This is a genomic window from Kibdelosporangium phytohabitans, assembly GCF_001302585.1.
In the GTDB taxonomy this organism is placed as follows: domain Bacteria; phylum Actinomycetota; class Actinomycetes; order Mycobacteriales; family Pseudonocardiaceae; genus Kibdelosporangium; species Kibdelosporangium phytohabitans.
Genome location: NZ_CP012752.1, coordinates 8,481,452 through 8,500,309, shown reverse-complemented (window position 1 = coordinate 8,500,309; position 18,858 = coordinate 8,481,452). Strand labels below are relative to the sequence as shown.

Sequence of the window (18,858 nt, the reverse complement as noted above, 5' to 3'; positions counted from 1 at the left end):
GCCTCAGCCGCGGCGAGGGCGCATGGCTCACCCGTGCCGCAGGCAGAGGGAGCCCCACTGGAACCCCGCGCCGATCGCGGACATCACGTAGGTGTCACCCGGGCGAACCTCTCCCTGGCTGAAGGACTCGTGCAACGCGGTGAACACACCCGCTGATCCTGTGTTGCCGAGGTGGTCCACGGTGATCGGCGCGCGGTGCGCCGGGATGCCGAGTTTGTCCACTGTGGCGTTGATGATGTTCAGGTTCGCCTGGTGGATGAAGAAGTGGTCGATGTCGCCTGCTGACAGGGCGGCGCGGCCGACGGCGTCGAGGATGCTCTCGGGCAGTCGCCTGGTTGCCGTGTCCCACACCGCTCTTCCGTTCATTTCCAGGTAGTGCCCGCGGTTTTCGAGCGTTCCCGCCGTGGCGGGCATGCGGGAGCCACCGGCCGGGATCTGCACGGCGTACGACAGCTCCGCACCGAAATCCCAGCCGAGCAGGCCGGTTCCGGGAACGGACGGCCTGGTCAGCACGACAGCGGCCGCCGCGTCCCCGAAGAACACCCGGGCTGTGCGGTCCCGCGGGTCTGTGACGCGGGACGCGCAGTCTGCCGCGATCACCAACACGGTCTCCGCTGTCGTCTGCAACAGGTGCGCGCCGAGCAGCATCGCCTGGACGCCGTTCACACACGCGGCCTGCGTGACGTCGAGGGGGAGCGCCCGGTGTGCGCCGAGCGCTTCCTTGACGATCAACGCCGTCGACGGCAGTGGTTGATCACCGGTGTAGGTCCCCACGATGATCGCGTCGACGTCCGCCGCCGCCACCGAGGCCGCCGCCAACGCCGGTCGCGCCGCGGCTTCGCACATGTCCGACGTCGCACGGGAATCCGCGAGCCTGCGGCGTTCCCGGATCCCCGTACGGCTGACGATCCATTCGTCCGATGTGTCCAGTGCCGCGGCCAGGTCGTGGTTCGTCACGACATCCGGCGGCAGGTGCAGCCCGGTCCCGCTGACCCGCACGGGCAACGTCTTCATCGTGCCACCACCGCGGTGTTGCGCTCCGGCCCCAGCTGCAGTTCCAGATCGGTGTAGAAACGCCCGGACGCGCACGGCTGGCCGAGCAGGATGCGGCGGGCCGCCTCGCCGGTGAGCGCGCCGCCGAGCGCGACACCCGACGCCAGTTGCGGCCAGCTGCTCAGCGTCCGGCCGATCTGGTCGAAGGACGCGGCCAGCTGCGGACTGATCCGGTGCTCGTCGACCATCGCCAGGATCAGGTCGCGCTTCACCGCCGGGCTGAGGTCCAGCAGCTCGACGGACTTCACGTCACCGAGCCGTCCGTGCAGCAACGGCCGGTCGGGCTCGTGGTCGAACCGCTCGATGTCGAGCATGCCCCGGTCGTTGCAGTCCATCACCACCGGGATGCGCAGCTCACGCGCGTACTCGCGGGCCGCGATCTTCACCCACGGCGTGTCGCACTCCTCGACCAGCAGGTCCATCGGCCCGGCGAAGAAGTCCGGGATGGTGTCCTCGGTCAGCCCGCCGGTGAAGATCTCGATGTCCAGGTACGGGTCGATCTCGGACATCTGCCGTGCGCAGATCACCGCCTTGTTCACGCCGACGTGGTGCACGCCCGCCCGCAGCCGGTTGAGGTTGGACAGGCTGAACTCGTCGAAGTCCGCGAGTCTGTACGCCCCGCCGATGCCTTCCAGCGCGAACGTGATCGCCGCGCTGTTGCCGACCGACAGCCCGATGACCCCGATCCGCTTGTCCAGCAGGCGACGCTGCTCGGGCCGCTCGATCTTGCCGCGGTTGCGGTCGGTGCGCACCAGCCGGAACTCCTCGCGCGGCAGCACGTGCACCAGCCGCTGCGACCACGGGTAGTAGACCCAGGTGCCGTACTCCCACGTCGCCAGGCCGTCGAGCTGCTCACGTTTCCTGCGCTGGATCTCGTCCGGGTCGGTGCACGAAGGTTCACGGCTGCGGATCAGCTCGGTCAGTTGCGCGTCGACCGTGTCGTGGATCTCGCGCACGAAGCCGGATCCGAGCAGGTCGGTCAACGCGTCCACGTCGCCGGTGCGGACGGGCTCGAACAGCTCCGGCTGCCACACGCCGCCGTCGGGCGCCGGGCCGGACGTGCCGGCGAGAGCTTCGGGTTTGGCCCGGCCCGACGACAGTTCGGCGGGCGTCAGCACGGTGCCCGCCACGGCGATGACCGGGAATTCCAGGTGGAGCCGGTCCACGAGATCGCGGTGCCGCCCCGCGCCGTCGGCGACGCGGTGGAACATGATCACGACGTCCTCCGTGTACCGCTCCACGTACCTGCGGGTGCCGGGCACGGCGCGGAACCCGAACCGCTCGTGGAACAGGTCCTGCCCGTCCTTCGTCCCCGACGTGCCGATCATCGCCTTCGCGCCGAGGTGCCGGGCCGCCGCGATCGCCAGCCCGTTGAGGTACAAGCCGAGGCCGAGCTTGCGCGCGCGGTGCTCGACCACGAGCCTGCTGTGCTCGAACACCTCCGTCGTGGCAAGGTCTTCGGCGCGCAGCAGGTCCTCGTACCGGGCCGGTCCGAGGTACGCGCGGGACTGGAACAGATCACCTGTGTCCGGTGTGGACAGCCGGATGTAGCCGAGTGGCGGCCCGGTGGGGGTGCGCCGCGCGATGAAGTGCCACGCGCCGAAGTCGAGGTCCTGGTCGTCGGCGTGCCCGCCGTCCGGGCGCGCGAACGCCGGCCTGCGACCGTGGTCGAAGAGGATCCGCGCTCGCAGGGCGCGGATCGAGTCGAGCATGTCCGTGCTGTGGTCGCGTGACAGGCGGAATGCGGTCACGTGCCACTGACGCGACACCGGTTCCCCGGCGCCGCGCTGGTTCTGATCCGTCAACGATTGCCTTTTTTCTGCGAGGATGTGCTCGCCGGCCACGGTGAGCAGGGAGGGCGGACCGGCTGGACTGGAGGAGGAGCCCGGTGATCTCGCGGATGCTGACCGCCTTCGGCCGGGTGATCACAACAGTAGCAGTGGGTATCGCGCCCGGCTGTCCCGATGTGACAGGAAAACGATCTTTCACTCGCCGGAACCGCGAATCCGGTCGGCACCACCGGGCGGACCCACTCCCAGTGTGCCGCCGCCTCGCGGTTGCGGCGGTGATCATCAGAACGGGCGACGATCCGACGCGCGGGCCGTCACGGAACCGCTCCGCTGCCACAGTGTCCGATCATCCCATCGCAGGGACATCAGCCACTCCGGAACGGCCCGGCCAATGTGTCCGGAGTGGACAAACGGCCGTTCTTCATGACCATCCGGACGTCGGCGAGCCCGGCGACGTCACGGGACGGGTCGCCGCCGGTGAACACCAGGTCGGCGAGCTTGCCCTGTTCGACGCTGCCGAGATCCCGTTCGACGCCGAGCTGACGGGCGGGCAGCAGGGTGGCGCTCTGCAACGCCGTGAACGGCGACAGCCCGTACTTGGTCATCGCGCGCAGGTTCAGGTGCAGGCTCACCGCCATGCTGTCCAGCGGGGCGTCGGTGCCCGCGAGGACCGTGCCGCCCGCGTCCAGCAACCGCTTGATCGTTTCAACGTTGCGCCGGGCCTGTTCCGGCGACCCGTCCAGGAAACCGCACGGCCCCTGTCCCTGCGCGCACCGGAGTTTGGCCAGCAACGCCTGCTGCTCCTGCGGGGTGTACAGCGCCCGGATCCGTGGGTCGTCGACGATCGCGGGGTCGTCGGCCAGCAGCGAACCCGCACTGAACATCGTTGTGCTGAAAGGCATGCGGCCACGAGCGGCCAACTGGATCACGTCCTCGTACACGCCTGCGGCGGACGATTCGCGGGAGAACCCGAACCCCCACTTCGTGGGCCCGGACAGGTGCTCCTTCATGTCCACGCCGTTGGCGACCGCCGGGTGGAGATAGTGGGACGTGGTGGGGATGCCGAGGCCATGCGCCCGGCCCGCCACGCGTGCCTGCCAGCTGACAGGGAACCGCTCATAGGTCTTGACCAGGTCGTAGCCCAGGCCACGGACGCGGGACAACTCCAGCTCCAGTTGCCGTTCGTCCCGTACCGGCCTCGCGAACTCCCAACCCACGCGGGAGCCCTCGAGCATGTCGCCGGTCATGAAGAACCTGGGCCCGACCCGTGTCCCGGCGGCGAGTGACTCGCGTTCCTCGACCGCCCGGTACGCGGGGTCGCCGGTGGACCGCGTGGCGGTGATCCCGTACGACAACAGCAACCGGCCTTGGCGGTCACCGGTGAACTTTGAGCGCATCTGCTGGTGTACGTGCATGTCCACGAGACCTGGCGTGACCGTGAGCTTGGTGGCGTCCACGAACTGCCAGCCACGCCGGTCGCGGTCCGGGCGGTGTGCCTCGATCCGCCGGATCCGGTTGCCCACGACAATGATGTCCACGTCGGTGCGCGGTTGCGCGTGCCGCCCGTCCCAGAGCCTGCCCGCGTGGATCACCGTCCGCGTGTCCGGCTTGTCCTGGGTGAACGTCAGACCGTGCGCCACGACACCCGGCCGGCCGCCCAGTGTGATCGTCCGGAGGACGCCGTTGTGCAGGTAGAGGATGGTCTTCGAGTCACCGCTCCACGTGGGCGAGTCGCTCGCCTCACGGGTGAGCTCACGGTCCGGTCCGGTCGGTGTGCCGGTCGAATCCACTGGCAGTACGTGGATCGTGCTGTTCATGGAGAACGCGAGCAGCGTGCCGTCCGGTGACCAGACCGGGCCGTCGCTGCCTCGCGTGGACACCGAACCGAACGGCGCCGGGTCGACGACCCTGGTCGTGCCCGAGGCGACGTCGGCCAGCATGATCCGGTTGCGGTCGGCGTCGGACACCGTCAGCGCCAGGAGCCTCCCGTCCGGTGACCAGCTTGGTTTCCCCGGCGCGTTCAGCGGCCCGAGAACTCTCGTCACGCTCCCGCCGGCCAGATCCACTGTGGACGTCTGACCTGCCTGGTCCTGGAAGGCGAGTCTGCGGCCGTCCGGTGCGAAGACCGGCGCGGTCTCGGCACCGGGCAACGACGTGACACGCCGTTCCTGCCCGCTGGCCACGTCACGGACGTACAGGTCTTCGGTGCCGCCCTTGTCCGACGCGTACGCGATGAGCTTGCCGTCACGCGACCAGGCCGGGTCGGCTTCGAAGAATCCGTCCGAGGTGAGCCGTGTCGGGCTCGCGCCGATCGGCAGCAACCAGATGTCGTTGAGTGCCTTGAACACCACCGACCGGCCGTCCGGCGACAGCGCTGGTCCGTCGATGCCCCGCACGGGCTGCGGCCTGCGCGTGTCGAAGTCGTAGGCCTTGCGCGGGTACTGGTCGCGGTTGAGCGTGAACGTCGCCGAGAAGGGCACAAGCCGGGACGTGTTGGCGGCCACGTCAGTCACGGCGATCCGTCCGTTGGCGCTGTAAAGCACCTCGTCGGACGACAACCAGCGAGCCGGGAACGGGAACACGTCACGGTGCGGGCCCACCTGCCGGACGGCGCCCGCCTCGAAGATCTGCAGGGAGTTGTTGCGCACGAACGAGATCCGCCGCCCGTCCGGTGACCACGACGGTGCCGAGACGAAGCCCCGGTCGGCTGGGACCAGCGTACGCACAGCCGAGGTGCCGAGGTCGACGCCCTCGATGGTGGTGCCCTGGACGTACGCGATGCTCCGCCCGTCAGGCGCCCAGGTCGGCTGCGTTTCCTGGGTGCCCGCGGTGGTGATCTGTTCCAGTTCACGCGTGCGCACGTCGACAGTCCAGATGTCCGCGCTGCCGCCGCGTTCCGACGTGAACGCGATCCGTGATCCGTCCGGGGACCACGCCGGGTAGGTGTCGTCGTACTCACCGTCGGTGAGTTGCCGGACCGAACGGCCGTCAGGCGTGATCGTGCGGATGTGGAACATCCCGTCGGCGAACGACTGAACGGCGATCTGGCTGCCGTCGGGGGAGAAGACAGGCCAGAACGGGTCGAGGAAGCCGTCACCGAGTCGCGTGGCAGCACCGCCGCCGCGCGGCAACGTGAACAGCTGCCCCTGGAGATCCATGACGATCGTGCCGTCCTTCGGGGACGCCGTGACCGCGAGATTGGTGCCTTCGCTGACTGTGACGTCGATGTCCGGGGCAGCACTGGCCGCGGGCGCGGGCACGAGGGCCATCGCGCACACCAGTGTGACGCGGGCGAACCGGAACTTCATGTCGGATACTCCTGACCGGGTCAGAGCCCGAACGCGAGCAGGACGTTGCCGTGGTCGCTGGGGTAGAACGGCGAGTAGCCCGCCTGGACGTAGAGCATGCCGTTGGCGATCACCGCGCCGCCGTTCCCGGAGATCGCGCTTCCCCGGCCGGTCAGGCCGTTCACGCCGGCGAAATCGCGGATGGTGTCGAATTCCCACCGGACAGCACCGTCACGGGCGTCGTAGATGCGCATCTTGCCGTCCGCGCTGCCTTCGTACACCAAGCCAGGCGAGGTGCTCACGGCTGGTGTGTGCGCCCGAGCGCAGATGGCCGGGTGCTGCGCGGCTCCACCGGTTGTGCAACCGTCGGCCGGACTTGGTGTCTGCCAGACGATGTCGCCGTTGGCGGGGTTGAGCGCGAACACTGTGCCGGGGTTGGCGAAGTTGGTCGCCATGTAGAGGTACTTGCCGTCGTAGCTGCTGCCCCACTGGATTCCGGACAGCCCACCACCTGGCATCGGTGTGGACAATTGCCGCCGCCACGAGACCTCACCCGTGCTCGCGTCGAACATGTGGAAGACGCCGCTCTTCTGACCGATGCCGACCATTGTGCGGCCGTGCACACGCAAGAGGTTCGGTGTGGCGCCGAGGTCGTAGTCCAGCGCTGTGCCGTCCTTCTGACCGGGGCAGTAGCCCTCGGAGTTCGGGAAGGCGCACAACAACCGCCAGGTGTCGGCCTTGGTCACCTGTTGCTTCCAGCGCACAGCACCGGTTCGCGCGTCCAGCGCCAGCAACGTGTCGAAGTCGCCGGTCTTGCCGGAGTAGAGCTGACCGGTGCCGACGTACAGGGTGCCGCTGCGTTCGTCGATCACCGGTGAGCTCCACACGCCCGCGCCCGACGGCTCGTACCTGGTCGCGCCACTCGGCCACGTGCCGACCGCCTGCGGCTCGGGAACCGTGTAGTAACGCCATGCCAGCTCGCCGGTGTCCGCGTCGAGCGAGTCGATGTGGCCGCGGAACGTGCAGCACGGGTAGCCCCGGTCCGGGTTGATGTTCTCCCCGCTGGACGCGCCCACGTAGATCTTTCCCCGGTGGTAGAGCGGGGAACTGGTGTGCATCCCGGCCGGGTGCGGCTCGGTGTCCTTGTCCCACACCAGACGGCCGGTGCGCTGCTCCAAGGCGTAGATGTGACCTTGGGTGTCGCCGAAGAACACCTTCCCCCGCGCCACAGCCGGTCCGTCGATCACGATGGCTCCAGGGTGGACAGTGCCCAGGTCGAAGGTCCACCGGGTGGCACCGGAACGGGCGTCCAGCGCGTGGAACTTGCCGTCCGGGCTGCCGAAGTAGACACCGCCGTCCACGACAGCGGGCTGGCTCTTGGCCGGGAAACCGTTCTTGGGGTAGGCGAACGCCCACTTCAGCCGCAGTTTGCCGACGGTACGCGGGGTGATCGCGCGCTCGGCCGCGTTGAACCGGGACCCGGAACTGTCACCCTGCCAAGAAGGCCAGTCGCCAGACCTGTGCGCGAGCGGCTCCCTGTCAGCGGCGGCGGTACCACCGACGAGGAGGACGACGGTGGCGGCCAATACGGACATGCCGAGTTTTCTCTGCAGCAAGAACACTTCTGCCCCTAGTGAGTCGGGAGTGGCGAGTTGTTCTCCAACATCTGCATCGCGCCGCAGCGTCACTCATCGTACTGGCGTGACCGCGCTGCGCTCTGCTCCGAACAAACCAAATCTCCCGGCCCGCACCCTGGCTATTCACCACGTTGCGACGAAAGAACACCTTGACATCTACAGTGGACGATCAGGGTGCTCCGCGCAGAGACAGCCGACGCCCTCGGCGATCCAGTCCCGCCCCGCCCATCGCGGGTGCCGCTCGATCATCAACGCCTCGATCTCGGCGACGACAGTGTCGGCCGACACGGCGGAATCCCGTCGGACCCACGTCTCATCCCGCAGCTGCTCAAGCTAGTCACGCACGTCGACGAGCAACCCCGGCCCGGAAACGTCACCATGACCGGGCACGACGATCCGCGGATCGCTCTCGACCAGCAGCCGCATCACCTCGATCCACCGCAGTCCGGAGACATCGGTGTCATAAGGCGGAAACCAGGGAAAGATGGCGAACTGCCCAGCCTCGGCGAGATCACCGGTGAACAGGACACCGGCGTCGGCGACGGTCACCACCTGATCACCTTTGCTGTGCGCACGCCCGACAGCGCTCATCCGCACCACACGACCACCCAGATCAAGCTCGTAGTCCTGGTCGTAGACGACATCAGGGGCAACGAGTTCGACGCCTTCCAACTGCCGTGCGATCGGAGCACCGAGCCCCCCGGAACATGTCGAGGTGACCCGCTCCCTTGCCGGTCAGGTCGTCGACCTGCGCCCGATTGAGCAGATATGTGGCCTCACCAGCGAAAACCTGAGCCCCGAACGCGTGCTCGGGGTGAAAATGAGTGGTGGTCAGGTAAAGCCTGCGCCCACGGGCGTGGTCGGCGGCGAAGGCGAGGACCTTCTCGGCGTTGCGCGGCCCCATCCCGGTGTCGACGACGAGCACGGAGTGATCGCCCCCGATGACCCCGATGTTGGGCACGAGCTCAACGCCACGGTTGGGGATCACCACCAGGTCGCGAGCGACATCCGTGGCAGAGCTGACATCGACGGCAGGATCATGGGTGAGCGGTTCGAAAGAAGCCATGACCCGACTGTCCAGCGGACGGCAGGTCCCCGTCCAACATCATCTGAGCAGCACCGATGCCGAATGGGTATCATCGCTGGTCGTGGAACTCCGGTTGTTGCGCTACTTCATGGCGGTCGCGGAAGAAAGACATTTCGGACGCGCGGCAACCCGTCTGCACATGACCCAACCACCCCTGAGCAGAGCGATCAAGCAACTGGAGACAGACCTGGGCGTCACACTGCTGACGCGATCGGCAACCGGAGTGGACCTGACCGAACCAGGAAAGACCCTGTACAAGGAAGCCGGGACGCTGCTGGAACAGGCCGAGAAAGCCCGGACCCGGGTGACAGCGGCAGCAGGCGAAGTGACGCTGACAGTGGGAACCCTCGGCGGCGCAGCGGGAGAAAGCGGAGCGCGCCTGGCGGAGACGTTCCGCAGCCACCACCCCACAGTGGCGATCCGCTTCCGCGAAGCGGACTTCACGGACCCGGCGACAGGCCTCCGCAACGGCGTGGTGGACGTCGCCCTCACCCGACTCCCCTTCAACGACAAGGGAATCAGTACAACGACGCTGCGCTCCGAGCGAGTGGGTGCCGTGTTGCGCGCGGACGACCCCCTCGCCCAGAGGGACTCGCTGACGTTGGCAGACTTGGCGGATCGTCCGTGGTTTCAACTGCCTGACGGCACGGACCCCGTCTGGCGTGCCTATTGGAACGGGACGGCGCCTGCTGGGCAACGTTCCGAAGGTCCGGTGGCGCGGACCGTCAACGAGTGTCTGCAGGCCGTCTTGTGGAACGGAAACGTTGGCATCTCTCCGCTTTCGCATGTGCTTCCAAGTGGGCTTGTCTGTGTGCCTTTGTCCGGCATGCCGCCCAGTCCTTTGGTCGTCGCTTGGCTGACTGCGCGCGAGGACCCGCTGATCCGTTCGTTCACTCGGATTGCCCTTGAGGCTTATCGCTGATCTTTGGCCTTCTTTCCAGCGCACACCGTGCCTGCTTCTCGCCGCGGACTGTGCATGGTGAGTATGTAAGCGTGCCCACCTGTGGCCTGCTCGCCGTCGTGTGCTGGGTTTTTGACGGATGATGTCTGATTGCGTCAGCGCTGCTGGTTGCGATTGGAGGGCCTGTTTGATATCTCGTGTAAGGCTGGGCGGGCCTGAACAGTCGCCCGAGTGGTCGGCTGGACAGGATTTCCTGTGTCCGCGAGTGAATCGAAGAAACGCCCGACTGGTGGCGGCGATGTTCCTGGCGTGTCGTCGCTGTTGAACGCGAACGTGATCGAGGCGTGGTCGACAGGGCCCGAAATTCCGCCGGATCGGGCAGCTCGACGAGATGATTCTGTCGCTGTGTTCAGGGGGCATGCCCACTCGTGACATTCAAGCGCACCTGGGTGAAGTGTATGGTGTCGACGCGTCGCCTGCGTTGATTTCAGCACGTGCTGGGCACCTGGATCGCCGCGAACGAAGGCGCCAATACCCGGGGGTTGTCGACGTCTGGCGCCGCGCCTGGAACGAGTTCGTCCTGTTCCTGGAGTACCCACCCGAACTCCGCAAGGTCGTCTACACCACGAACCTGGTCAAGTCCGTCAACTACCAACTCCGGAAAATCACCAAAACCCGAGGACACCTCCCCAGCGACGAAGCTGCTTTATCTGGGAACCCGAAATATCAGTACCAAACGAGGCGGCGAGTCCGGGACCGGCACGTGGGGCTGGAAACAATGCCTCAACTACCTCATCCGCCGGTTCGAAGCCGGTTACCTCTAAACTGACGACAAGGTGACGCTTCGCCCTTCCTTGTAATAATATTGACAAGCCTGGTGACACACCTGCAAGGCCGCAAAAACAAAGGCAGTCCGAGCGCCAAAAGCCCGAAAACCCAAGAGCGGCGCCGATTTTACATGGGGGTGGCCGTAAGCTTGCCGGCGTGGCGAGCCCCGCCACTTTGGAAAGTGCCGCGCAATAGATACTGCACGGGGCTCCACCTTCGCGCTCGATGAGGCCACCCCCGGGGTTCCCATGTCAAGTCGGCGCCGCCCCAACCCGCCAAAGGCCAAAAACCCGAGCATGGAGAAGGGCGCCAAAGCCCGGCCGCAAGCACGGTGAACCCGACAGAAACCCAGGAAATCAAGCCTTCATGCTGTCGAACATCCCAGGCTCGTAAGAACCAGCAGGGTTGCGAACGATGACGTTCATCCGGTTGGCGGCGTTGATCAGAGCCACCAGGGCAACCAAAGCGGCAACCTGATCGTCGTCGTAGTGCTTGCGAACCTGACCCCAGGTCTCATCCGAAACACCCTGGTGGTGGTCGGCCAGCCGAGTCCCTTCCTCAGCCAGAGCCAAAGCGGCCCGTTCGGCATCGGTGAAGACGGTGGCCTCCCGCCAAGCGGCGACCAGGTTGAGACGCACCTGGCTTTCCCCGTCGGCGACGGCGTCCTTGGTGTGCATGTCGACGCAGAAGCCACAACCGTTGATCTGGCTGGCCCGCAGTGAAACCAGCTCCTGCGTCGACTTCGGCAGCGGTGACTGCGCGATGGCCGTGCTGGCGTTGGCGAACCGCTTGCCGAACTTCAGGGCAACCTCGTTGGAGAACATGTCGAACCGAGCGTTCACGGCCATTCCTCACGATCGTCTTGCGAATCGGACGACCACCAGACGCCACCGGCCCCCGTTCTTGTGACAGCCAGGCGAGGTGACCCACCCCACACCGTCCTGATGTCACAAACCGGCTGACCATGGCGTCTGCTGGGCAACGACACCGACAGAGGAGCCACCCATGGAGACCGACGAGCGCCCGGACCCCGCGACCGAGGTGTTCGTCGAGCACCGGAACCTGCTCTTCACAGTCGCCTACGAGATGCTCGGTTCAGCCGCGGACGCGGAAGACGTCCTTCAGGAAACCTGGCTGAGATGGGTCGGTGTCGACCTCGGCACCGTGCAGAACCACCGCGCCTACCTCGTCCGCATCACCACACGCCAAGCGTTGACCCGGCTGCGCGTGCTCGGCCGCCGCAAGGAGTCCTACGTCGGCTCATGGCTGCCTGAACCGCTGCTCACCGCGCCCGATGTGGCCGAGGACGTCGAACTCGCCGACAGCGTCTCGATGGCGATGCTCCTCGTGCTCGAGACGCTCACGCCGACCGAGCGCGCTGTGTTCGTCCTGCGGGAGGTGTTCGACCTCGGGTACGACGAGATCGCCGAAGCGGTCGACAAGAGCGCTGCCGCGGTCCGTCAGATCGCCCACCGGGCACGGTCCCACGTCGCCGCGCGCCGCCCACGCGAGATCGTGTCGCAGACCGAGACCCGGGGCGCGCTGGCGGCGTTCCAGCGAGCCGTCGAAACCGGCGACCTGCAGGGCCTGCTCGACGTCCTCGCACCGGACGTGGTGATGCTCGGTGACGGCGGCGGAATCAAACAAGCCGTGCCGCGGCCTGTCGTCGGGGCTGAGAAGGTGGCGCGGCTATTGGCAGGCGGGTTGCGGAAACTCACCGCCTCGGTGTCGATGCGCCCTGTTCAGGTCAACGGCCACCCTGCTTTGGTCATCCAGTTCGACGGCGAATTGGACACGGTTGTCGCGGTCCGTATCGACAATGGTCTCATCACCGGTCTTTATGCCGTGCGCAATCCCGAGAAACTGTCGCATATGGATCGGGAAACCGCCCTTCGCCGCTGACTGCGGGATGGGGATGTCGGTCGTTCGTGTCTCCCCCTTGCGTTCCACGAACGACCGACAGAGGGTGTGGCCGCCCGGGCTCTGCTGAGGGCGAACTACGACGGCCACGAGGAAATGTGTACCGCCTCCGCGTTGTCCGGTGTCGGTGGCTGGACGCCGAACGACAAGGTCCGAACAATGGACCCAGTCAGCGGGGAAGGGGCCTCATGCCCTGGCGCGAACGCCCGATCGACACCGATGGCGGCGCATTGTCGCAGTTCGCGGCCGTCTGCGGCGGTTGCGTCATGAGGCGGGCAGCCCGCCGTATCGCGAGCTGGCGCAGCGCGTGCACTACTCGGCGGGCACGGTGTCCGACGCGGCAGGCGGGGAATCTGCCGATGCTGGCGGTCACCCTGGCTTACGTGCGCGGTTGCGCGGGAGACACCGATGCCCGGGAACGCAGGTGGCACGAGCTCGCAGCGGAGGCGGCCCCGGCTCGGCAGGCTGACGATTCCACTGAAAGCCCGTACGTCGGATTGGCGCCGTTCCAGCAGGCTGACGCTGATCGATTCTTTGGCTGTCAACAATGGTCGCCGACCTCACCGCAGAAGTGACGCGCCGCCGCCTGCTCGCCATTTTCGACCCGTCCGGCGTCGGGAAATCCTCGCAGCTGCTTTTCCGCGTGGCACGGCGGACGAACGGGACCGGTACCTGCCGGGACTGCCGTTCACCCCGCCTTGTCCGTGACCTCCGAGGAGGCCTGCTCGAACGCACGCGTGCGCGGCACCAGCGAAAGCAGGACCAACGCCGTGACCGCGGCGACCGCGAACACGATGAAGCCGAGCCGCGGATCGCCGCCCGCCACGATCCACCCGATCAGGATCGGGCCGACGATCGTGCCGAGCCTGCCGATGCCGAGGCTCCACCCCAGCGCCCGTGCCCGCCAGTGCGTCGGGTACGACTTGCTGACGAAGGCGTTGATCAGGATCTGCCCGCCGTGGCCGCCGACGCCCGCGAGCGCGATGGCCAGCAACAACGGCGGTTGCGGCAGTTTGTATTGCATCACCACGAGAGCGACCGCCATCCCGGCGTACGTGAGGATGACGACTTTCCGGTTGCCCCACTTGTCGGTCGCCGCCGCGGTGAACAGTGACCCGGCGACTGCACCGAGGTTGAGCACGAGCAGGAAAACCAGCGACGAGCCGAGTTCGTACCCGGACTTGCGCATGATGCCGGGCAGCCACGTCGCCAGGCCGTACCACGCGAGCAGACCGCAGAAGGTCGCGGCGGCGAACAGCACGGTCGCGGTCCGGTACCCCGGGCTGAACAAGCCGCCCTCGTCGGCCGGGGCCGGGACGCCGGCCTGCGCGGGCGGTCCGGCGAGCTGGAACCGTGTCCTGACGGCCGCGGCCTCCTCCGCGCGGCCGACCGACTCGAGGAACGCCACCGACTCGGGCAGCGTCCTGACCACGATCGGCAGGACGATCACGCCGGGGATCACCGCGATGAAGAACATCCAGTGCCAGCTCAGGTTCGCCAGCACCGGGATGGCGGTCAGCGCGGCGAGCACACCCCCGACGGGCACGCCACCGAGCATGACCGTGTACGCGAGTGTGCGGTGCCGCGGGATGGCGAATTCCAACGTCAGCGCCGACGCCGCCGGGATGAGCGCGCCGATGCCTAACCCGGCGACGAGCCGGAACAGGCCGAGCGAGACAGGCCCCGCGGCGAACCCGCACAGTCCGGAGAACAGGGTGAACTCGGCCAGCGCGGCGATCGCGACGGGACGCCGGCCGTAGCGGTCGCAGAGCCAGCCGGAGGTCAGTGCGCCGAACAGGGCGCCGACGAAGACAGCCGCCGCGACCCAGCCGACGTTGCCCGGCGTGAACCCGTATGCCGGGTTGTCGGTCAGGACGGGCAGGACGACGCTGTAGGCGACGAGGTCGTAGCCCTCGATCACCACCATCACCGCGCAGAGCGCGGTGATCAGGATCGAGGTCCGTGCCCCCTGCCTGCGTGAATCCCGTTGCGGCGTATACACAGCGGGAAGCATGCCGTCCACTCCGGTCCGACGTATGCTCTTTTCTGCTATGCAGAACAAACCGCCTTACCCGATCACCTCGGTGGACCACGCCCTGCACCTGGCGATCCTGCTGCAGCAGGAAGGTCCGCTGCGGGTCAGCGACGCCGCCGAACGCATCGGGGTCGCACCGTCCACAGCGCACCGGCTGCTCGCGATGCTCGTGTACCGGGGTTTCGCCGAGCAACGGCCCGACCGCAGCTACCAGGCCGGTGACGTGCTCCGCCCCGCCGCGCCGTCCGCGGCGCCGGTGGCGTTGCTGCGCCAGGTCGCGGCGCCGCACATGCGTGACCTCGTCGACCGGGTGACGGAGTCGGTCAACCTCGTGGTGCTGGCCGGGACCGAGGCTCGGTTCGTGGCCAGTGCCGAATGCGCGCAGGTCCTGCGCGTGGGCAGCCGGGTCGGCCGGACGCTGCCCGCGCACCTGTGCTCCGGCGGCAAGGCCATCCTCGCGGCGCTGCGGCCCGCCGATGTCGCCGCCCTGTACGCCGACTCCGCGGACGTCAACGTGCCCAGGTTGCAGCGTGAGCTGTCGTTGGTGCGCAAACGCGGCTTCGCCATCAACGACCAGCGCACCGAGGCGGGGCTGACCGCACTCGGCGTCGTGGTCAGGGATTCCGCCCGTGCCCCGGTCGCTGCGCTGGCGATCGCCATGCCCAGCGTCCGTTTCCACCGCGATCGCGTGCCCGCCTGGGTCAGCGCGTTGAGCACCACGCTGTCCGCGATCGAACACGACGTCGGCGGCTGACATTCATTCTGCGTGACAGAAAAACCTGCACCGGCCCGCGGAACGCGGGGCACGCTGCGACGCATGGACTCACCCGTGCGCATCGCGGCCACCGATGCCCATGACCAACCTGTCCGCACGCCGGACCTGGACGAGCTGTACCGCGGCTTCGAGACCGAGCTGCTCGTACCGCTGTGGACCGAGATCGGCGACCTGATGCCGGCGCGGCCCGTGGCGAAAGCGCTGCCGCACCTGTGGCGGTGGCGCACCCTGCTCCCCATGGCCGAGCAGGCAGGCGAGCTGGTCCCGGTGGGCCGTGGCGGCGAGCGACGGGCGATCGCGCTGGCCAATCCCGGGCTCGGCGGGCGCCCGTTCGTGACGCCGACGCTGTGGGCGGCGATCCAGTACCTCAACCCACGCGAGGACGCGCCGGTCCACCGGCACACCCAGAACGCCTTCCGGTTCGTCGTCGAAGGCGAAGGCGTGTGGACGGTCGTCGACGGCGATCCGGTCGCCATGCGCCGTGGCGATTTCCTGCCACAGGCGGGCTGGCACTGGCACGGGCACCACAACCGCAGCGACGGCCCGATGGCTTGGATCGACGGCCTGGACATCCCGTTCCAGCACTACGCCGACGCCACCTTCTTCGAGTTCGGCCCGGACGAGGTCGACACCAGGCAGGACCCGGCGCTGTCCCGGTCGGAACGCCTGTGGGCGCATCCGGGACTGCGTCCGCTCACGCACGTGCGGCCGACGCCCGCCACGCCACTGCTGGCCTACCGTTGGGAGCACACGGATCGCGCGCTCGCCGAGCAACTCGCGCTGGAAGCCGAGGGTTACCCGGCGACCGTCGAACCCGGTCACGCCGCCGTGCGCTACACCAATCCCACGACCGGCGGCGACGTGCTGCCGACGATCCGGGCCGAATTCCACCGCCTCGCCGCGGGCACGTCGACCAGGCAACGCCGCGAGGTGGGATCGTGTGTTTTCCAGGTTTTCGACGGTACGGGCGAAGTGACCGTCGGCGCCGAGCGGTGGACGGCCGAACGCGGCGATCTGTTCGCGGTGCCGTCATGGCAGCCGTTCACCCTGGCCACCGAGACCGGCCTCGACCTGTTCCGGTTCGGCGACGCACCGATCTTCGAGCGGCTGCACCTGGACCGGTCCTCGGACGAAGGAGCCGGCACGTGAGACTGGCCACCCTGCGCGTGAACGGCGGCTTCCACGTCGCCCGCGTCGACGACGACCACTACGTCGACCTCGGCCCGGGTGACGTGGGCAGCCTGCTCGCGGACCCTGGCTGGCGTGCACACGCGGCAACGGCGGGCGGCGAACGCGTCCAGGCCGGTCGCGCGGACCTCGCCCCGGTGATCCCCCGGCCGGGCAAGATCGTCTGCGTCGGGCTGAACTACCGCACGCACATCACTGAGATGGGCCGTGACCTGCCTGAGTTCCCGACGTTGTTCGCGAAGTTCCCGGAAGTCCTGATCGGACCGCACGACGAGCTGGACCTGCCGCCGGAGTCGGACGCGGTCGACTGGGAGGCCGAACTGGTCGTGGTCGTCGGCAGCCGGGTGCGGCGGGCCGACCGGGCGTCGGCGGAGGCGGCGATCGCCGGGTACACGGTGATGAACGACGTGTCGATGCGGGACTGGCAGTTCCGCACCCGGGAGTGGTTGCAGGGCAAGACATGGGAGGCCACCACGCCACTCGGCCCGTACCTGGCCACGCCGGACGAACTCGCCCCGGACGCCGCGATCACGTGCACGGTCGACGGCGAGGTCGTGCAGTCGTCCACCGTCGCCGACCTGCTGTTCGACCCCGCCGACCTGGTCGGCTACGTGTCGACGATGATCACGCTCAACCCCGGCGACGTGATCGCGACCGGCACGACCGGGGGAGTGGGGCACGCGCGCAAACCCCCGCGATACCTGCAGAAGGGGCAGACACTGCGCACCGCGGTGGAGGGAATCGGCGAGATGTCCAACGAGGTGAGGCGCGGATGAGCTCGGCAATGGACTGGATGGCGCGTGGGCACGCGTACTTCGCCGCGTGCCTCGCAGCCATCGACGACAGGACGATCGAAGGTCCCAGCCGTCTGCCTGACTGGACCGGCAAACACCTGCTCTCGCACGTGGGGCACAACGCCCGCGCCCTGGGACGGCTGACGCAGTGGGCTGCGACCGGGGAACCGACCCCCATGTACACGAGCCCGCGGGCACGTGCGGACGAGATCGACGCAGGCGCTGGCTGGTCCGTGTCGCGGCTCCGGGAATTCGCCGAAGAGGAGCAGCAACGGCTGGCCGCCGCTCTCAGCGGGCTCAAGGACACCATGTGGCACAACGAAGTCGTCACCGCGCAGGGCCGGAGTGTGCCTGCCACGACGATTCCGTGGCTACGCAGCCGCGAGCTGTGGATTCACGCCTGCGACCTGCCTTCCGGCGGTGATTTCGCGGCCTTCCCCGACGATCTCCTCGACGCGCTGGTGGACGACGCGCTGGCTCGCCGTGCGGCACAGGGGATCACTGTCCGCGCCGACGGGGCACCGGCGGACCTGGCGCGCTGGCTCACCGGGCGTGGCGACTTCTCACCACGGCCGCGTGCGGACGAACCGTTGCCCGCGCTCCCGCCGTGGCTCTGACACGGTACTACCCTCGAAGCCATGGTGTTCGACTCCGTGCGTTTCGACCTGCAGCCGTACGTCGGGTTCGACATGGACCGGTACGTCACGCGGACGCACTGCAGCTGGGCGGACGCCGGCTGGCAGTCGCTGCTGGTGCAGCGGTTCGAACACGTGACGGCCGCCGAGGACATCCCGATGCCCGGCGCGGCGGATCTGCACCTGGTGCTGCCGGTCGCGGGCCGGGCAGTGGTGGAGACCCGCGGCGGTGGCCGGGCCAGCCGCTCCACGTGGCGCCCGGGACGGCTGGAGATGGCGATCCCGAACGCGCCCGTCGTGCGCAGTTACCGCGGCGACGGGGCGATGCGCAGCGTGCAGGTCCACATCCCGCGGGACACCGTCGAGTCGACCGCGGCGCAGCTGGGCGGCTACGAGGTGGATTTCGAGGCTATGGCGGCGTCCGTGGCCGCCGATGATCCACTGCTTGAGGAGACCGTCAGAGCTGTCGGCTCCGTCACGGGCGCCAATGACCTGTACGCGGAGTCCGCGGCGGCTTTCCTGACCGTGCACCTGCTGACCCGGCACTCGCGCCTGCCAGGGCCGGGGACGCCGGCGCGGGAGGACGCCCGTGTCCGCGCGGCCGTCGAGGTGATGCGGGCCCGGCTGGCCGATCCGGTCACGCTGGCCGACATCGCCGGTGCGGTGCACCTCAGCGTCTTCCACCTCGTCCGCGTGTTCAAGGAAACGACCGGGACGACGCCGTACCGGATGCTCACCGGCCTGCGGATCGACGAAGCCAAACGGTTGCTGCGTGACACCGCCCTGCCGATCGCCCGGATCGCCGCGCGATGCGGCTTCGCCAGCCCCGGCGCACTGTCCACCGCCTTCCTTCGGCACACCGGGACGCGCCCGTCGGCGTACCGCAATTCCTGATCGGTGCGCGGCAATCCCGGACATGGAACCGGCG

The 18,858-nt window shown here is 68.1% G+C and carries 13 protein-coding genes and 3 pseudogenes; 9 read left to right on the top strand and 7 right to left on the bottom strand.

The window, feature by feature from the left end; all coding sequences use genetic code 11:
- Window positions 1–27: 27 nt before the first annotated feature.
- The 5 genes and pseudogenes from AOZ06_RS38390 to AOZ06_RS38370 all read right to left on the bottom strand — a co-directional run bounded on the left by AOZ06_RS38390 (window position 28) and on the right by AOZ06_RS38370 (window position 8,833).
- A complete protein-coding gene (locus tag AOZ06_RS38390) occupies window positions 28–1,014 on the bottom strand; it encodes a 3-oxoacyl-ACP synthase III family protein (RefSeq protein ID WP_083472202.1) in 987 nt (328 codons plus the stop codon).
- The gene (locus AOZ06_RS38385) at window positions 1,011–2,804 is read right to left on the bottom strand and encodes a ThiF family adenylyltransferase (protein WP_236951880.1); all 1,794 of its coding nucleotides are present in this window, start codon (window positions 2,802–2,804) and stop codon (window positions 1,011–1,013) included. The genes AOZ06_RS38390 and AOZ06_RS38385 overlap by 4 nt, the downstream gene beginning before the upstream one ends.
- A gap of 404 nt (window positions 2,805–3,208) precedes the next feature.
- Window positions 3,209–6,151, bottom strand: coding sequence for an amidohydrolase family protein (locus tag AOZ06_RS38380; RefSeq protein ID WP_054293854.1), 2,943 nt, complete (start codon window positions 6,149–6,151; stop codon window positions 3,209–3,211).
- Window positions 6,152–6,171: 20 nt separating this feature from the next.
- Entirely contained in the window at window positions 6,172–7,725 is a 1,554-nt protein-coding gene (locus tag AOZ06_RS38375; RefSeq protein WP_054297235.1) for an outer membrane protein assembly factor BamB family protein, read from the bottom strand.
- A gap of 198 nt (window positions 7,726–7,923) precedes the next feature.
- A pseudogene (locus AOZ06_RS38370) lies at window positions 7,924–8,833 on the bottom strand (MBL fold metallo-hydrolase).
- A gap of 82 nt (window positions 8,834–8,915) precedes the next feature.
- Here AOZ06_RS38370 and AOZ06_RS38365 point away from each other — a divergent pair.
- The 3 genes and pseudogenes from AOZ06_RS38365 to AOZ06_RS60655 all read left to right on the top strand — a co-directional run.
- Window positions 8,916–9,776: a LysR family transcriptional regulator gene (locus AOZ06_RS38365; protein ID WP_054297234.1), complete on the top strand. Its 861-nt coding sequence runs from the start codon at window positions 8,916–8,918 to the stop codon at window positions 9,774–9,776.
- A 352-nt stretch (window positions 9,777–10,128) separates the two neighbouring features.
- Window positions 10,129–10,251: pseudogene (locus AOZ06_RS62325) on the top strand (transposase); the annotation flags it as partial.
- Window positions 10,252–10,284: 33 nt separating this feature from the next.
- Window positions 10,285–10,464 (top strand): annotated as a pseudogene (locus AOZ06_RS60655) (transposase); the annotation flags it as partial.
- Window positions 10,465–10,939: 475 nt separating this feature from the next.
- Here the strand turns inward: AOZ06_RS60655 and AOZ06_RS38360 are convergent.
- Window positions 10,940–11,425, bottom strand: a complete 486-nt coding sequence (locus AOZ06_RS38360; RefSeq protein ID WP_054297233.1) for a carboxymuconolactone decarboxylase family protein — start codon at window positions 11,423–11,425, stop codon at window positions 10,940–10,942.
- 163 nt (window positions 11,426–11,588) lie between these two features.
- Between AOZ06_RS38360 and AOZ06_RS38355 the strand changes: the two genes are divergently transcribed.
- A complete protein-coding gene (locus tag AOZ06_RS38355) occupies window positions 11,589–12,485 on the top strand; it encodes an RNA polymerase sigma-70 factor (RefSeq protein WP_054293853.1) in 897 nt (298 codons plus the stop codon).
- Window positions 12,486–13,191: 706 nt separating this feature from the next.
- Here the strand turns inward: AOZ06_RS38355 and AOZ06_RS38350 are convergent.
- The gene (locus AOZ06_RS38350) at window positions 13,192–14,505 is read right to left on the bottom strand and encodes an MFS transporter (protein ID WP_169799035.1); all 1,314 of its coding nucleotides are present in this window, start codon (window positions 14,503–14,505) and stop codon (window positions 13,192–13,194) included.
- A gap of 49 nt (window positions 14,506–14,554) precedes the next feature.
- Between AOZ06_RS38350 and AOZ06_RS38345 the strand changes: the two genes are divergently transcribed.
- From AOZ06_RS38345 to AOZ06_RS38325, 5 genes are all read left to right on the top strand, one after another.
- A complete protein-coding gene (locus AOZ06_RS38345; protein ID WP_054293851.1) occupies window positions 14,555–15,292 on the top strand; it encodes an IclR family transcriptional regulator in 738 nt (245 codons plus the stop codon).
- A 63-nt stretch (window positions 15,293–15,355) separates the two neighbouring features.
- Window positions 15,356–16,462 (top strand): cupin domain-containing protein, encoded by a 1,107-nt coding sequence (locus tag AOZ06_RS38340; RefSeq protein WP_054293850.1) that lies wholly within the window; start codon window positions 15,356–15,358, stop codon window positions 16,460–16,462.
- A complete protein-coding gene (locus AOZ06_RS38335) occupies window positions 16,459–17,277 on the top strand; it encodes a fumarylacetoacetate hydrolase family protein (protein WP_054293849.1) in 819 nt (272 codons plus the stop codon). The genes AOZ06_RS38340 and AOZ06_RS38335 overlap by 4 nt, the downstream gene beginning before the upstream one ends.
- A complete protein-coding gene (locus AOZ06_RS38330) occupies window positions 17,274–17,912 on the top strand; it encodes a maleylpyruvate isomerase family mycothiol-dependent enzyme (RefSeq protein WP_063810183.1) in 639 nt (212 codons plus the stop codon). Before AOZ06_RS38335 ends, AOZ06_RS38330 begins: the two co-directional genes overlap by 4 nt.
- A gap of 21 nt (window positions 17,913–17,933) precedes the next feature.
- Window positions 17,934–18,824, top strand: coding sequence for a helix-turn-helix domain-containing protein (locus tag AOZ06_RS38325; RefSeq protein WP_054293847.1), 891 nt, complete (start codon window positions 17,934–17,936; stop codon window positions 18,822–18,824).
- The last annotated feature ends 34 nt before the right edge of the window (window positions 18,825–18,858 follow it).

Excerpts from the sequence above, each read along its gene's own strand:
- AOZ06_RS38390 (WP_083472202.1), bottom strand. The coding sequence starts at position 1,014 with ATGAAGACGTTGCCCGTGCGGGTCAGCGGGACCGGGCTGCACCTGCCG.
- AOZ06_RS38380 (WP_054293854.1), bottom strand. The coding sequence starts at position 6,151 with ATGAAGTTCCGGTTCGCCCGCGTCACACTGGTGTGCGCGATGGCCCTC.
- AOZ06_RS38375 (WP_054297235.1), bottom strand. The coding sequence starts at position 7,725 with ATGTCCGTATTGGCCGCCACCGTCGTCCTCCTCGTCGGTGGTACCGCC.
- AOZ06_RS38355 (WP_054293853.1), top strand. The coding sequence starts at position 11,589 with ATGGAGACCGACGAGCGCCCGGACCCCGCGACCGAGGTGTTCGTCGAG.
- AOZ06_RS38345 (WP_054293851.1), top strand. The coding sequence starts at position 14,555 with ATGCAGAACAAACCGCCTTACCCGATCACCTCGGTGGACCACGCCCTG.
- AOZ06_RS38340 (WP_054293850.1), top strand. The coding sequence starts at position 15,356 with ATGGACTCACCCGTGCGCATCGCGGCCACCGATGCCCATGACCAACCT.
- AOZ06_RS38330 (WP_063810183.1), top strand. The coding sequence starts at position 17,274 with ATGAGCTCGGCAATGGACTGGATGGCGCGTGGGCACGCGTACTTCGCC.
- AOZ06_RS38325 (WP_054293847.1), top strand. The coding sequence starts at position 17,934 with ATGGTGTTCGACTCCGTGCGTTTCGACCTGCAGCCGTACGTCGGGTTC.